This window comes from Micromonospora sp. NPDC049366 (assembly GCF_044466625.1).
In the GTDB taxonomy this organism is placed as follows: domain Bacteria; phylum Actinomycetota; class Actinomycetes; order Mycobacteriales; family Micromonosporaceae; genus Micromonospora.
The window spans coordinates 537,850-551,771 of record NZ_JBITMV010000001.1; the positions used below are offsets into that span (position 1 = coordinate 537,850).

21 protein-coding genes are annotated in these 13,922 nt (G+C 68.8%); all 21 read left to right on the forward strand.

All coding sequences use genetic code 11. The annotated features are described in order from the left end of the window. The first annotated feature begins 641 nt into the window (after positions 1-641). The 21 genes from ACIBTV_RS02540 (at position 642) to rpsH (ending at position 13,909) form a co-directional block, all read left to right on the forward strand. A complete protein-coding gene (locus tag ACIBTV_RS02540; RefSeq protein WP_396702045.1) occupies positions 642-1,022 on the forward strand; it encodes a hypothetical protein in 381 nt (126 codons plus the stop codon). A 695-nt stretch (positions 1,023-1,717) separates the two neighbouring features. Beyond that, positions 1,718-2,092 carry a 30S ribosomal protein S12 gene (gene rpsL, locus ACIBTV_RS02545; protein ID WP_007465318.1) on the forward strand — a complete coding sequence of 125 codons (375 nt, stop codon included), beginning with the start codon at positions 1,718-1,720 and terminating at the stop codon, positions 2,090-2,092. A 1-nt stretch (position 2,093) separates the two neighbouring features. After that, on the forward strand, positions 2,094-2,564 hold the full coding sequence (rpsG, locus tag ACIBTV_RS02550; protein ID WP_046567226.1) for a 30S ribosomal protein S7: 471 nt from the start codon (positions 2,094-2,096) through the stop codon (positions 2,562-2,564). Positions 2,565-2,638: 74 nt separating this feature from the next. Further along, complete coding sequence (fusA, locus tag ACIBTV_RS02555; protein WP_396701576.1) at positions 2,639-4,735, forward strand: elongation factor G; 2,097 nt, start codon at positions 2,639-2,641, stop codon at positions 4,733-4,735. A 222-nt stretch (positions 4,736-4,957) separates the two neighbouring features. Beyond that, complete coding sequence (gene tuf, locus ACIBTV_RS02560) at positions 4,958-6,151, forward strand: elongation factor Tu (protein ID WP_091594933.1); 1,194 nt, start codon at positions 4,958-4,960, stop codon at positions 6,149-6,151. Between the two features lie 345 nt (positions 6,152-6,496). Next, positions 6,497-6,805 (forward strand): 30S ribosomal protein S10, encoded by a 309-nt coding sequence (gene rpsJ / locus ACIBTV_RS02565; protein ID WP_007073037.1) that lies wholly within the window; start codon positions 6,497-6,499, stop codon positions 6,803-6,805. Between the two features lie 11 nt (positions 6,806-6,816). After that, the gene (gene rplC, locus ACIBTV_RS02570; protein WP_396701578.1) at positions 6,817-7,482 is read left to right on the forward strand and encodes a 50S ribosomal protein L3; all 666 of its coding nucleotides are present in this window, start codon (positions 6,817-6,819) and stop codon (positions 7,480-7,482) included. Beyond that, on the forward strand, positions 7,479-8,129 hold the full coding sequence (gene rplD, locus ACIBTV_RS02575; protein ID WP_396701580.1) for a 50S ribosomal protein L4: 651 nt from the start codon (positions 7,479-7,481) through the stop codon (positions 8,127-8,129). Before rplC ends, rplD begins: the two co-directional genes overlap by 4 nt. Then, positions 8,126-8,428, forward strand: coding sequence for a 50S ribosomal protein L23 (rplW, locus tag ACIBTV_RS02580; protein ID WP_076466668.1), 303 nt, complete (start codon positions 8,126-8,128; stop codon positions 8,426-8,428). Before rplD ends, rplW begins: the two co-directional genes overlap by 4 nt. A 12-nt stretch (positions 8,429-8,440) precedes the next feature. Next, positions 8,441-9,280, forward strand: coding sequence for a 50S ribosomal protein L2 (rplB, locus tag ACIBTV_RS02585; RefSeq protein WP_396701582.1), 840 nt, complete (start codon positions 8,441-8,443; stop codon positions 9,278-9,280). 15 nt (positions 9,281-9,295) lie between these two features. Next, positions 9,296-9,577, forward strand: coding sequence for a 30S ribosomal protein S19 (gene rpsS, locus ACIBTV_RS02590; RefSeq protein WP_091125151.1), 282 nt, complete (start codon positions 9,296-9,298; stop codon positions 9,575-9,577). Between the two features lie 40 nt (positions 9,578-9,617). Continuing rightward, positions 9,618-10,073, forward strand: coding sequence for a 50S ribosomal protein L22 (rplV, locus tag ACIBTV_RS02595; RefSeq protein ID WP_091594941.1), 456 nt, complete (start codon positions 9,618-9,620; stop codon positions 10,071-10,073). After that, complete coding sequence (gene rpsC, locus ACIBTV_RS02600) at positions 10,073-10,930, forward strand: 30S ribosomal protein S3 (protein ID WP_091594943.1); 858 nt, start codon at positions 10,073-10,075, stop codon at positions 10,928-10,930. Before rplV ends, rpsC begins: the two co-directional genes overlap by 1 nt. Before the next feature lie 3 nt (positions 10,931-10,933). Then, complete coding sequence (gene rplP, locus ACIBTV_RS02605; protein WP_007465292.1) at positions 10,934-11,359, forward strand: 50S ribosomal protein L16; 426 nt, start codon at positions 10,934-10,936, stop codon at positions 11,357-11,359. Further along, the gene (rpmC, locus tag ACIBTV_RS02610; RefSeq protein ID WP_012015118.1) at positions 11,359-11,595 is read left to right on the forward strand and encodes a 50S ribosomal protein L29; all 237 of its coding nucleotides are present in this window, start codon (positions 11,359-11,361) and stop codon (positions 11,593-11,595) included. The genes rplP and rpmC overlap by 1 nt, the downstream gene beginning before the upstream one ends. After that, on the forward strand, positions 11,592-11,867 hold the full coding sequence (gene rpsQ, locus ACIBTV_RS02615) for a 30S ribosomal protein S17 (RefSeq protein ID WP_091594945.1): 276 nt from the start codon (positions 11,592-11,594) through the stop codon (positions 11,865-11,867). Before rpmC ends, rpsQ begins: the two co-directional genes overlap by 4 nt. Positions 11,868-11,964: 97 nt before the next feature. After that, positions 11,965-12,333 (forward strand): 50S ribosomal protein L14, encoded by a 369-nt coding sequence (gene rplN, locus ACIBTV_RS02620; protein ID WP_020520472.1) that lies wholly within the window; start codon positions 11,965-11,967, stop codon positions 12,331-12,333. Continuing rightward, positions 12,330-12,650 (forward strand): 50S ribosomal protein L24, encoded by a 321-nt coding sequence (rplX, locus tag ACIBTV_RS02625; protein ID WP_013288626.1) that lies wholly within the window; start codon positions 12,330-12,332, stop codon positions 12,648-12,650. The genes rplN and rplX overlap by 4 nt, the downstream gene beginning before the upstream one ends. Next, positions 12,650-13,219: a 50S ribosomal protein L5 gene (gene rplE, locus ACIBTV_RS02630; RefSeq protein WP_396701586.1), complete on the forward strand. Its 570-nt coding sequence runs from the start codon at positions 12,650-12,652 to the stop codon at positions 13,217-13,219. The genes rplX and rplE overlap by 1 nt, the downstream gene beginning before the upstream one ends. A 1-nt stretch (position 13,220) precedes the next feature. Next, a complete protein-coding gene (locus ACIBTV_RS02635) occupies positions 13,221-13,406 on the forward strand; it encodes a type Z 30S ribosomal protein S14 (RefSeq protein ID WP_007073023.1) in 186 nt (61 codons plus the stop codon). Between the two features lie 95 nt (positions 13,407-13,501). Beyond that, a complete protein-coding gene (gene rpsH / locus ACIBTV_RS02640; protein ID WP_013288624.1) occupies positions 13,502-13,909 on the forward strand; it encodes a 30S ribosomal protein S8 in 408 nt (135 codons plus the stop codon). The last annotated feature ends 13 nt before the right edge of the window (positions 13,910-13,922 follow it).

Consider the following 13,922-nt stretch of genomic DNA (forward strand, 5'->3'; position numbering starts at 1 on the left):
TCCCGGACACCGGCGCGCCCGACGCCGCCGGGCCCGCGCCGGACGTCCAGACCGCATCGGGTGCGCCCGCGTCCCCGTCGTCGCCCGGCGGGGGCCCGACGTCCCCCTCGGGCGGCCCCGGCCAGCCGGCCGCGGCTCCGGCTCCCGGTGATTGGGGCTCGCCGCCGCCGGCCGGGTGGGGCTCGCCCGCACCGGCCGGCTGGGGTGACCCGCCGGCTGCCGGGACCGCGGGTCCTTGGGGTGGCCCTCCGCCGACCGCGCCGGGCGGCCAGCCGTCGTCCCTGCCGCCGACCGGCTGGGGCGGCCAGCCGTCGTCCCTGCCGCCGACCGGCTGGGGCGGCCAGCCGTCGTCGCCGGGCGGACAGCCTCCGTTCCCGCCGTCGCCTCCGGCCGGCTGGGGTGGTCAGCCGTCGTCCTCGGGTGGCCAGCCGTCGTCGCCGGGCGGACAGCCTCCGTTCCCGCCGTCGCCTCCGGCCGGCTGGGGTGGTCAGCCGTCGCTCCCGGGTGGTCAGGCGCCGTTTCCGCCGTCGCCGACGGGCTGGGGCGGGCGGCCCTCGGGCGCGCCGGCGCCGTGGGGCGCGCCGCCCGGCTGGCACGCGCCGCCGCCGCCCCGCGATGCGCGGCTCCTGCCGCCGAAGCGGATCGAGGCGGTGCCCGGAACGCCCTACGGGGTGGTGCACCTGGAGGTACCGCCGGTCACCTCCGGGCTCGCGGTGGGCGCCCTGGTGGCCGGTATCGCCTCGATCCTGGTGTCGGTCCTGGTCCTCTGCTTCGGCGTGACCGGGTCGGGCTGGACCGGAGTGTGGGCGGCCGGCGCGTTCACCGTGCTCGGTGTGCTGGCCGGTGCCGGCGCGGTCGTGGCCGGTCTGCTCGCTCGGCGACAGATCCGCCGACCGGCCGCGCCGCCCGCGGTGCGGTTCACCGGCCGTGGACTGGCCGTGGCCGGGATGAGCTGTGGTGGGGCGGGGTTGGCGATCAGCCTGCTCGGTCTGGCCCTCGCCCTGTTGGTCGCCCTCACCTGAGCGCCGGCCCGGTCGCCCCGGTGCCGCACCGACCTCCGTCGGCCGCCGGGCACCGGTCTCGTGATCCACTCCGTCTCCCGGATGTCGCGCTGTCCGGTCCGGGATACCGCGACATCCGGGAAGACCAGTGGATCATTGAGCTCGGCCCCGCATACGTGATCCGCGTCGCACCCGGGGAGGGGCCGGCGAGGTCGGTGAGGCCCGGAGTGGTCGCCGGTGCGGGTGTGGTGGCGGCGGCCTGACGGGGCCGACGGGCCGTATCGCGACGAAGCCGGTACACTTGTATGCGTAGGTGCCCATCGGGGGCGCGCAGGCGAGACAGACCGACGGCCGCGGCGGCGTGGTTCGGCGGACCATTCCGTTTTGACCTGGGCGGCTGTGGTAGGTAACCTTTCCCCTTGTGCCCGGGCATGCCCGGGCAACTCGTGCGTGGGCTGGATCCGGTTGTCCGGAGATCGAGCGGCAGCACGACACAAGCCGAAGACCCGGCCCGGGGCAACCCGCGTGCCGGTGACATACCCCGGTACGCGCGTGAGCGTCGACGCCGGGACCGTGAGCTGGGCGACACGCCCGACCGCGGGTGCCGGGACCTCCCAGTGGGGCCCTGGTCGGAATGTAGGAGAGCCGATCAGCAGGTCGGCTACGGCAGACGGCGCGGTCGCGACAAGCGCGGCCGAAGGGAGCGGAGAAACCCGGTGCCCACGATCCAGCAGCTGGTCCGAAAGGGCCGCCAGGCCAAGACGACCAAGACCAAGACCCCGGCGCTGAAGGGGTCTCCCCAGCGTCGCGGCGTGTGCACCCGCGTGTACACCACCACCCCGAAGAAGCCGAACTCGGCCCTGCGCAAGGTCGCTCGCGTCAAGCTCAGCAGCCAGATCGAGGTGACCGCCTACATCCCCGGTGTCGGCCACAACCTGCAGGAGCACTCGATCGTGCTCGTCCGCGGTGGCCGTGTGAAGGACCTCCCCGGCGTGCGGTACAAGATCGTTCGCGGCTCGCTGGACACCCAGGGTGTCCGCAACCGCAAGCAGGCTCGCAGCCGCTACGGCGCGAAGAAGGAGAAGAGCTGACATGCCGCGTAAGGGACCCGCTCCGCGGCGGCCGCTGGTCGCTGACCCGGTGTACAACTCGCCGCTGGTCACCCAGCTGGTGAACAAGATCCTGCTGCGCGGCAAGCGCCAGCTCGCCGAGCGCATCGTGTACGCGGCCCTGGAGGGCTGCCGCGAGAAGTCCGGCACCGACCCGGTCGTCACCCTGAAGCGGGCGATGGACAACGTCAAGCCGACCCTCGAGGTGCGCAGCCGCCGCGTCGGTGGCGCCACCTACCAGGTGCCGGTCGAGGTGCGCCCGGCCCGCGCGACCACCCTGGGTCTGCGCTGGCTGGTCACCTACTCCCGGGCGCGTCGCGAGAAGACCATGGTCGAGCGGCTCATGAACGAGCTGCTGGACGCGAGCAACGGCCTCGGTGCCGCCGTCAAGCGGCGCGAGGACACGCACAAGATGGCCGAGTCCAACAAGGCCTTCGCGCACTACCGCTGGTAACACCCTGGTTCCGGCGCCGACCGGCGCCGGAACCGCCACCAGTTGTGTCGAGACGACGATAAGTAGGGATTGAAGTGGCCGCCGCAGACGCGCTCGCCAACGTACGCAACATCGGCATCATGGCGCACATCGATGCCGGTAAGACCACTACCACCGAGCGAATCCTGTTCTACACCGGTATCACGTACAAGATCGGTGAGGTCCACGAGGGCGCTGCCGTCATGGACTGGATGGAGCAGGAGCAGGAGCGCGGTATCACCATCACTTCCGCCGCCACCAAGTGCGAGTGGAAGGGCCACACGATCCAGATCATCGACACGCCCGGCCACGTCGACTTCACGGTCGAGGTGGAGCGGTCGCTGCGCGTGCTGGACGGTGCGGTCGCGGTGTACGACGGTGTCGCCGGCGTGGAGCCGCAGACGGAGAACGTCTGGCGCCAGGCCGACAAGTACAACGTCCCCCGGATGTGCTTCGTCAACAAGCTCGACCGGACCGGTGCCGACTTCTTCCGCTGCGTGCAGATGATGATCGACCGGCTCAACGCCACTCCGCTGGTGCTCCAGATCCCGATCGGTACCGAGGCCGAGCACATCGGTGTCATCGACCTGATCGGCATGCGCGCCCTCACCTGGCGCGGGGAGACCCAGAAGGGTGAGGACTACGCGATCGAGGAGATCCCGGCCGAGCTGGCCGACTCCGCGGCCGAGTGGCGCGAGAAGCTGATGGAGACCCTGGCCGACGTCGACGACGCGGTGATGGAGCGGTACCTGGAGGGCGAGGAGATCGCCGTCGAGGACATCAAGGCCGCCATCCGTCGCGCGACCATCGCCGGCAAGGCCAACCCGGTGCTCTGCGGCTCCGCGTTCAAGAACAAGGGCATCCAGCCGATGCTGGACGCCGTGGTCGACTACCTGCCGTCGCCGCTGGACATTCCGGCGATCGAGGGCACCGCGACCGACGGCGAGACCCCGATGCAGCGGAAGCCCTCCACCTCGGAGCCGTTCTCGGGCCTGGCCTTCAAGATCCAGACCGACAAGCACCTCGGCAAGCTCACCTACGTCCGGGTCTACTCCGGCGTGGTCGAGTCCGGGTCTCAGGTGGTCAACTCCACCAAGGACCGCAAGGAGCGGATCGGCAAGATCTACCAGATGCACGCCAACAAGCGGGAGGAGCGCAGCTCCGCCAAGGCTGGCGACATCATCGCGGTGCAGGGTCTCAAGCAGACCACCACCGGTGACACCCTGTGCGACCCGGCGAACCCGGTCATCCTGGAGTCGATGACCTTCCCGGAGCCGGTCATCGAGGTCGCCATCGAGCCGAAGACCAAGGCCGACCAGGAGAAGCTCAGCACCGCCATCCAGCGGCTGGCCGAGGAGGACCCGACCTTCCGCGTCAAGCTGGACGACGAGACCGGCCAGACGGTCATCTCCGGCATGGGCGAGCTGCACCTGGACATCCTGGTCGACCGGATGCGCCGCGAGTTCAACGTCGAGGCGAACATCGGTAAGCCGCAGGTGGCGTACCGCGAGACCATCCGCCGCGCGGTGGAGAAGGTCGAGTACACCCACAAGAAGCAGACCGGTGGTTCCGGCCAGTACGCCCGGGTGATCATCAGCCTGGAGCCGCTGCCGCTGGACAACGACTCGCCGACCTACGAGTTCGCGAACGCCGTCACCGGTGGCCGCATCCCCCGGGAGTTCATCCCGTCGGTGGACGCGGGCGCCCAGGACGCCATGCAGTACGGCATCCTCGCCGGCTTCCCGCTGGTGGGTGTCAAGCTGACCCTGGTGGACGGTCAGTACCACGAGGTTGACTCGTCCGAAATGGCGTTCAAGATCGCCGGTTCGATGGCGCTGAAGGAGGCGGCCCGCAAGGCCGACCCGGCGCTGCTCGAGCCGATGATGGCCGTTGAGGTCACCACTCCGGAGGAGAACATGGGTGACGTCATCGGCGACCTCAACTCCCGCCGTGGCATCATCCAGGCGATGGAGGAGCGCGGCGGTGCCCGCGTCGTCCGCGCCCTGGTGCCGTTGTCGGAGATGTTCGGCTACGTCGGCGACCTGCGGTCGAAGACCCAGGGCCGGGCTAGCTACAGCATGCAGTTCGACTCCTACGCCGAGGTTCCGGCCTCGGTCGCCAAGGAGATCATCGCCAAGGCGACGGGTGAGTGACGCTCGCCTGAGCTGATCCGATGAGCCGGGGCCGGCCGCGGGAGGGAACTCCCGCTCGCGGCCACCTCGGTCGGATTGCGTGAATCCGGGCCTGTAGGCTTCATCGCCGCAGAACCCACAAAGGCTCTCCGGCCGTCAGGCCGGAAAGGCTGTCGACAGAGTCCTAAGCGCCGACCGGCGCACCGGGGCGAACGAACCAAGAAAGTCCACAGGAGGACACCAGTGGCGAAGGCGAAGTTCGAGCGGACTAAGCCGCACGTCAACATCGGCACCATTGGTCACATCGACCACGGTAAGACGACGCTGACGGCGGCCATCACCAAGGTCCTGCACGACCAGTTCCCGGACCTGAACCCGTACACGCCGTTCGACGAGATCGACAAGGCGCCGGAGGAGAAGGCCCGCGGCATCACGATCTCGATCGCGCACGTCGAGTACCAGACCGAGGCGCGTCACTACGCGCACGTCGACTGCCCCGGTCACGCCGACTACATCAAGAACATGATCACCGGTGCCGCGCAGATGGACGGCGCGATCCTGGTGGTGGCGGCGACCGACGGCCCGATGCCGCAGACCCGCGAGCACGTGCTGCTGGCCCGTCAGGTCGGCGTGCCGTACATCGTCGTGGCGCTCAACAAGAGCGACATGGTCGACGACGAGGAGCTCCTGGAGCTCGTCGAGCTCGAGGTCCGTGAGCTGCTCTCGTCGCAGGAGTACCCGGGTGACGACCTGCCGGTCGTTCGGGTCTCGGCGCTGAAGGCCCTCGAGGGTGACCCCGAGTGGACCGGCAAGCTGATGGACCTGATGACCGCGGTCGACAACGCGATCCCGCAGCCGGAGCGCGAGACCGAGAAGCCGTTCCTGATGCCGATCGAGGACGTCTTCACGATCACCGGTCGTGGCACGGTCGTCACCGGTCGCGCGGAGCGCGGCGTGCTCAAGCCGAACGAGGAGGTGGAGATCGTCGGTATCCGCGAGAAGTCGCAGAAGACGGTCGTCACCGGCATCGAGATGTTCCGCAAGCTGCTCGACGAGGCCCGCGCGGGTGAGAACGTCGGTCTGCTGCTGCGTGGCATCAAGCGCGAGGACGTCGAGCGCGGCATGGTGGTCATCAAGCCGGGCACCACGACCCCGCACACGGAGTTCGAGGCGACCGTCTACATCCTCTCCAAGGAGGAGGGCGGCCGGCACACCCCGTTCTTCCAGAACTACCGTCCGCAGTTCTACTTCCGGACCACGGACGTCACCGGTGTCGTCACCCTCCCCGAGGGCACCGAGATGGTCATGCCGGGTGACAACACCACCATGACGGTGAAGCTGATCCAGCCCATCGCCATGGAGGAGAACCTCAAGTTCGCGATCCGCGAGGGTGGCCGCACCGTCGGCGCCGGGTTCGTCACCAAGATCATCAAGTGAGCTAGGTAACCCCGATTAGACCCGCCGCCGGTCGTGCGGCATACTAGTCAGGTTGCGTAACGGCAGTTCGCTGCCCGTGTTCGGCTGAGTCGAACCTCCGGGCGGCAGGACAGTCGAGCGTGGGGTGGTTGGCGGTTCGGCCGCCAACCACCCTCGCACGGCGTTCAGGTCGCAGTAGCGATCGGCGCCTTGACCCACCGCGTGGTCGGAACGCTCCGGAGCCCGGGGCGGAGCCTGGCCCGAGGGCGCGACACGCCCGACCGCGGGGGTCGGCGAAGTGGGCCTGCACCAGCCGGTGCAGGCGCCCGCAACACAGCGGCATCGAGAGAAGGAACAGAAGCCACCATGGCGGGACAGAAGATCCGCATCCGGCTCAAGGCCTATGACCACGAGGTCGTCGACTCCTCGGCTCGGAAGATCGTCGAGACGGTGACGCGTACCGGGGCGCAGGTCGCTGGCCCGGTGCCGCTGCCCACGGAGATCAACCGTTTCTGCGTCATCCGCTCGCCGCACAAGTACAAGGACTCGCGCGAGCACTTTGAGATGCGTACGCACAAGCGGCTGATCGACATCATCGACCCGACCCCCAAGACGGTCGACTCGCTCATGCGCCTCGACCTGCCGGCTGGCGTCGACATCGAGATCAAGCTGTAGGGACCGGACAAATGGACAGGCAAGTTAAGGGGATCCTGGGCGCAAAGCTCGGTATGACCCAGGTCTGGGACAACAACCGTGTTGTGCCGGTGACCGTGGTCGAGGCCGGCCCGTGCGTCATCAGCCAGGTTCGTAGCGCCGAGAAGGACGGTTACTCCGCGGTCCAGCTCGCCTACGGCGCGATCGACCCTCGCAAGGTCAAGAAGCCGGTCAGCGGCCACTACGCCAAGGCGGACGTGGCGCCGCGCCGGCACATCGTCGAGCTGCGCACCACCGACGCCGCGGACTACTCGCTCGGCCAGGAGGTCACGGTCGAGGAGTTCCCGGCGGGTGTCACGGTCGACGTGACCGGCCGGACCAAGGGCAAGGGCTTCGCCGGTGCGATGAAGCGGCACGGCTTCCACGGTCTGGGCGCGGGCCACGGTGTCGAGCGCAAGCACCGCTCGCCCGGCTCCATCGGCGCCTGCGCCACCCCGGGTCGTGTCTTCAAGGGCACCCGGATGGCGGGCCGGATGGGTGGCGTGCGCTACACCGTCCAGAACCTGACCGTCCAGGCGGTCGACACCGAGAACAACCTCCTGCTCGTCCGCGGTGCCATTCCCGGCCCGAAGGGCGCGCTCGTCCTGGTCCGCACCGCGGCCAAGACCAAGGTGAAGAAGGGCGGTGTGGCCAAGTGACCACCGTTGACGTCCTCACCGTCGAAGGCACCAAGAGCGGCTCGGTCGAGCTGCCGGCTGACATCTTCGACGCGCAGGCCAACGTCGCGCTGATGCACCAGGTCGTGGTCGCGCAGCTCGCGGCCGCCCGGCAGGGCACGCACAAGACCAAGACGCGCGGCGAGGTCGCCGGCGGCGGCAAGAAGCCCTACAAGCAGAAGGGCACCGGTCGTGCCCGCCAGGGCTCGATCCGCGCGCCGCAGTTCGCCGGCGGTGGCGTGGTGCACGGCCCTGTGCCGCGTGACTACAGCCAGCGGACCCCGAAGAAGATGAAGGCCGCCGCCCTGCGTGGCGCCCTGTCCGACCGGGCCCGCGCCGGCCAGGTGCACGTCGTCGAGGCGTTCGTCGCCGGCGAGAAGCCGTCGACCAAGGCCGCCCTGGCCACGCTGGCCAAGCTGACCGAGGCCCGTCGGGTCCTGGTCGTGCTGAGCAGCACCGACGAGCTGAACTGGGTGTCGCTGCGCAACGAGCCGCGCGTGCACCTGATCGAGGCCGGCCAGCTGAACACGTACGACGTGCTGGTGGCCGACGACGTGGTCTTCACGAAGGACGCCCTGGACGAGTTCCTGGGCGTGCCCGCCGAGACCACCGAGGAGGGTGGCAAGTGAGCACGATCGCCGACCCGCGCGACATCATCGTGGCGCCGGTCGTCTCGGAGAAGAGCTACAGCGAGCTGAACCGCAACTGGTACACCTTCCTGGTGCACCCGGACGCGAACAAGACCGAGATCAAGATCGCTATCCAGCAGATCTTCAACGTCCGCGTCCTGACGGTCAACACGCTCAACCGCGAGGGCAAGCGCAAGCGGACCCGTACCGGGTTCGGGAAGCGCAAGGACACCAAGCGGGCGATGGTGAAGCTGGCTGACGGTGACCGTATCGAGGCCTTCGGCGGCCCGGTCAGCTGAGGGGTGTAGACAATGGCTATCCGTAAGTACAAGCCGACGACGCCGGGCCGGCGTGGCTCCAGCGTTGCCGACTTCGCCGAGATCACCCGGTCGACGCCCGAGAAGTCGCTGCTGGCGCCGCTGCCGAAGAAGGGCGGACGCAACGCCCACGGCCGGATCACCACGCGGCACCACGGTGGCGGTCACAAGCGGCAGTACCGTCTGATCGACTTCAAGCGGGTCGACAAGGACGGCGTGCCGGCGAAGGTCGCGCACATCGAGTACGACCCGAACCGCACCGCGCGTATCGCGCTGCTGCACTACGCCGACGGCGAGAAGCGCTACATCATCGCGCCGAAGGACCTGAAGCAGGGCGACTCGGTGGAGTCGGGCCCGGGCGCGGACATCAAGCCCGGCAACAACCTGCCGCTGCGCAACATCCCGGTCGGTACCACGGTTCACAACGTGGAGCTGCGTCCGGGCGGTGGCGCCAAGCTGGCCCGTTCGGCCGGCGTCGGCATCCAGCTGCTCGGCCGTGAGGGCGCGTACGCGACCCTGCGCATGCCGTCTGGCGAGATCCGGCGGGTCGACGTGCGCTGCCGGGCCAGCGTTGGCGAGATCGGCAACGCCGACCAGTCGAACATCAACTGGGGTAAGGCCGGCCGTATGCGGTGGAAGGGCAAGCGCCCGACCGTCCGTGGTGTCGCCATGAACCCGGTCGACCACCCGCACGGTGGTGGTGAGGGTAAGACCTCCGGTGGTCGCCACCCGGTCAACCCGCAGGGTAAGCCCGAGGGCCGCACCCGTCGTAAGGGCCAGCCGAGCGACCGGCTGATCGTCCGCCGCCGCTACGCCACCCGCAAGCGCGGCTAACAGGAGAGCTGACTTATGCCTCGCAGCCTGAAGAAGGGCCCGTTCGTTGACGACCACCTGATCAAGAAGGTGGAGACGCAGAACGACAAGGGCACCAAGAACGTCATCAAGACCTGGTCGCGCCGCTCGACGATCATCCCGGAGATGCTCGGGCACACGATCGCCGTGCACGACGGACGCAAGCACGTCCCGGTGTTCGTGACCGAGGCGATGGTCGGGCACAAGCTCGGCGAGTTCGCGCTGACCCGCACGTTCAAGGGTCACGAGAAGGACGACCGGAAGAGCCGTCGGCGCTGACGCCGCGGGCATACGGATAGAGGATCAAGGGGTTACAGCGATGCCAGGAAAGGGCGACGCTCCGGTGCTTCCGGGCGCGCGGGCGGTTGCGCGGCACGTGCGCATCTCGCCGATGAAGGCGCGCCGGGTGGTCAACCTCGTCCGCGGCCTGCCCGCGAAGGAGGCGCTCACGGTGCTGCAGTTCGCGCCGCAGGCTGCGAGCGAGCAGGTGTACAAGGTGCTCGCTAGCGCGATCGCCAACGCGGAGAACAACGAGCGGCTGGACCCCGACGCGCTGCTCGTCAGCGAGGCGTTCGTGGACGAGGGCCCGACGATGAAGCGGTTCCAGCCGCGGGCGCAGGGCCGGGCGTACCGGATCCGCAAGCGCACCTGCCACATCACGGTGGCGGTCGAGGCCGTCGCGCCGGCCGCGCCGCGCAAGGCCGCGAAGAAGACGGCTCCGGCGAAGCAGGCCGCGCCGGCCGAGACGCAGAGCAACACGGAGGGCGCGGAGTAATGGGTCAGAAGGTTCACCCGCACGGGTTCCGGCTCGGGATCTCGACCGACTGGAAGTCCCGCTGGTTCGCGGACAAGCTCTACAAGGACTACATCGGCGAGGACGTCAAGATCCGTCGCATGATGTCCAAGGGCCTGGAGCGCGCCGGCATTTCCAAGGTCGACATCGAGCGGACCCGGGACCGGGTCCGGGTCGACATCCACACCGCCCGGCCGGGCATCGTCATCGGTCGTAAGGGCGCGGAGGCCGACCGGATCCGCGGCGAGCTGGAGAAGCTGACCGGCAAGCAGGTGCAGCTCAACATCATCGAGGTGAAGAGCCCCGAGTCGGACGCTCAGCTGGTCGCGCAGGGCGTGGCCGAGCAGCTGTCCAGCCGGGTCAGCTTCCGTCGGGCGATGCGCAAGGCCATGCAGTCGGCGATGAAGAACCCGGTCTGCAAGGGCATCCGGGTGCAGGTCTCGGGCCGTCTCGGCGGCGCCGAGATGAGCCGGACCGAGTTCTACCGTGAGGGCCGGGTTCCGCTGCACACGCTGCGGGCCAACATCGAGTACGGCTTCTTCGAGGCCCGTACCACCTTCGGCCGGATCGGTGTGAAGGTCTGGATCTACAAGGGCGACGCGGTCCCGGGCCGGGAGGCCCCGGCCGAGGCCGGTCCGTCCCGCCCGCGCCGTGACCGTGGCGACCGGCCCGAGCGGCCGCGCCGTGGTCGGTCGGGTTCGTCCGGCACGACCGCCGGCGGTACCGAGGCCGGCCGGGCTGCCGCGACGACGCTCGCGCAGCAGGCCGAGACGCCGAGTGGGGACGCGGTGGATCCCGCCGCCGTCGCCGCCGCGGCAGAAACGCAGCAGGAGGGCTGACAGATGCTGATGCCGCGCAAGCCCCCGAAGGGCTTCCGCAAGCCGCACCACCCGGACCGCAGTGGCGCGTCCAAGGGTGGTAACCGGGTGGTGTTCGGCGAGTTCGGGATCCAGGCTCTCGAGCCGGCGTACGTGACCAACCGGCAGATCGAGTCGGCGCGTATCGCGATGACCCGTCACATCAAGCGTGGCGGCAAGGTCTGGATCACGATCTTCCCGGACCAGGCCCTCACCAAGAAGCCGGCGGAAACCCGGATGGGTTCCGGTAAGGGCTCGCCCGAGTGGTGGGTCGCCAACGTGAAGCCGGGGCGGGTTCTCTTCGAGATGTCCTTCCCCAACGAGCAGATCGCGCGAGAGGCGATGCGTCGCGCGATCCACAAGCTCCCGATGAAGTGCCGCATTGTGACGCGCGAAGTGGGTGAGTCCTGATGGCAGCGGGCGTTAAGGCCGCCGAGCTGCGTGAGCTCTCCGAGGAGGAGCTGGTCACGAAGCTGCGGGAGGCCAAGGCGGAGCTGTTCAACCTCCGCGTGCAGGCCGCAACCGGGCAGCTGGACAACAACCGGCGGCTGCAGGTCATCCGTCGGGAGATCGCCCGGATCTACACGATCATGCGTGAGCGCGAGCTGGGGCTCTCGGCCGCGCCGACTGAGGTGACTGCAGGATGAGCGAGAACACCACCGCCAGCGCGCGGGCGCGCCGCAAGGTCCGTGAGGGTCTGGTCGTCAGCGACAAGATGGAGAAGACCGTCGTCGTCGAGGTCGAGGACCGGGTCAAGCACGCGCTGTACGGCAAGATCATGCGCCGGACCAGCAAGCTCAAGGTGCACGACGAGCAGAACAGCGCCGGCATCGGCGACCGGGTCCTGATCATGGAGACCCGGCCGCTCTCCGCCACGAAGCGTTGGCGGCTCGTGGAGATCCTGGAAAAGGCCAAGTAGCGAAGGCTCGAGCTCGCCCGGCGTCGCGTCGGGCGCGGGTTCCGCCAGGCTCCGGCCGCCACGGCGGCCGGAGAACCGGCAGACATAGGAGATAGACGTGATTCAGCAGGAGTCGCGACTGCGCGTCGCCGACAACACGGGTGCTCGGGAGATCCTGTGCATCCGGGTTCTCGGTGGCTCCGGTCGGCGCTACGCGAGCATCGGCGACGTCATCGTGGCCACCGTCAAGGACGCGATCCCCGGTGCCGGTGTGAAGAAGGGCGACGTCGTCAAGGCCGTCGTCGTTCGCACCGTCAAGGAGAAGCGGCGCCCGGACGGGTCGTACATCCGCTTCGACGAGAACGCCGCCGTCATCATCAAGGACGGCGGGGACCCGCGCGGTACCCGTATCTTCGGCCCGGTGGGCCGTGAGCTGCGGGACAAGCGGTTCATGAAGATCATTTCTCTCGCGCCGGAGGTGTTGTGACCGTGAAGGTCAAGAAGGGCGACACGGTCGTCGTCATCGCCGGCAAGGACAAGGGTGCCAAGGGCAAGGTCATCGCGGCCTACCCGCGGCAGGACAAGGTCCTCGTCGAGGGCGTGAACCGGGTCAAGAAGCACACCCGCATCAGCACCACTCAGCGTGGCGCCAAGACCGGTGGCATCGTCACCCAGGAGGCCCCGATCCACGTCTCGAACGTGATGGTCCTGGACTCCGACGGCAAGCCGACTCGCGTCGGCTACCGGATCGACGACAACGGCCAGAAGGTCCGCATCGCGCGTAGCACCGGTAAGGACCTGTGATGACCACGGCTACCGAAACCAAGACCCTGCCGCGCCTCAAGGAGCGGTACCGCAACGAGATCGTGGCCCAGCTGCGCGAGCAGTACAGCTACGGCAACCCGATGCAGGTGCCGCGGCTGGTCAAGATCGTCGTCAACATGGGTGTCGGCGAGGCCGCCCGTGACGCCAAGCTGATCGACGGCGCCGTCCGCGACCTGGCCACGATCACCGGCCAGAAGCCGCAGGTGCGTCGGGCGACCAAGTCCATCGCGCAGTTCAAGCTCCGCGAGGGCATGCCGATCGGCGCGAAGGTCACCCTCCGCGGCGACCGGATGTGGGAGTTCCTGGACCGGCTGCTCTCCATCGCGCTGCCGCGTATCCGCGACTTCCGCGGTCTGGACGGGCGCAAGCTCGACGGGCACGGCAACTACACGTTCGGTCTGACCGAGCAGTCGGTGTTCCACGAGATCGACCAGGACAAGATCGATCGCCAGCGGGGCATGGACATCACGGTGGTCACCACCGCCACGACCGACGACGAGGGCCGGGCGCTGCTCAAGCTCCTGGGCTTCCCGTTCAAGGAGAACTGAGATGGCCAAGAAGGCGCTGATCCTCAAGGCGGCCGCGAAGCCGAAGTTCTCGGTTCGCGCGTACACCCGCTGCCAGCGGTGCGGGCGTCCGAAGGCGGTCTACCGCAAGTTCGGTCTCTGCCGGGTGTGCATCCGGGAGATGGCCCACCGCGGTGAGCTGCCCGGCGTGTCCAAGGCTTCCTGGTAATAGCCCGGCGCGCTCCGCGCGTCAGCTGCACTGTCTCTTCGCCGTAGGCCTGCGGGCGAACGCGGGAACCCCGGCGAGAAAGGTTGACGAAATCCATGACGATGACCGACCCGATCGCAGACATGCTCACGCGTCTGCGTAACGCCAACCAGGCGTACCACGACCGGGTGACGATGCCCTACTCCAAGATCAAGGCGAACATCGCCGAGGTCCTGAAGGCGGAGGGTTACATCGCCACCTGGTCGGTCGAGGAGCCCGAGGAGGGCGCCGTCGGCAAGCGACTGGTCGTCGAGCTGAAGTACGGCCAGAACCGCGAGCGGAGCCTGGCCGGCATCAAGCGCGTGTCCAAGCCCGGTCTCCGGGTGTACGCCAAGTCGGACGGGCTCCCCCGGGTGCTCGGTGGGCTGGGCGTGGCGATCATTTCGACGTCCCAGGGGCTGCTCACCGACCGGCAGGCCCGCAAGCGGAGCGTTGGCGGGGAAGTCCTCGCCTTCGTCTGGTAACGGGAGACAGGTA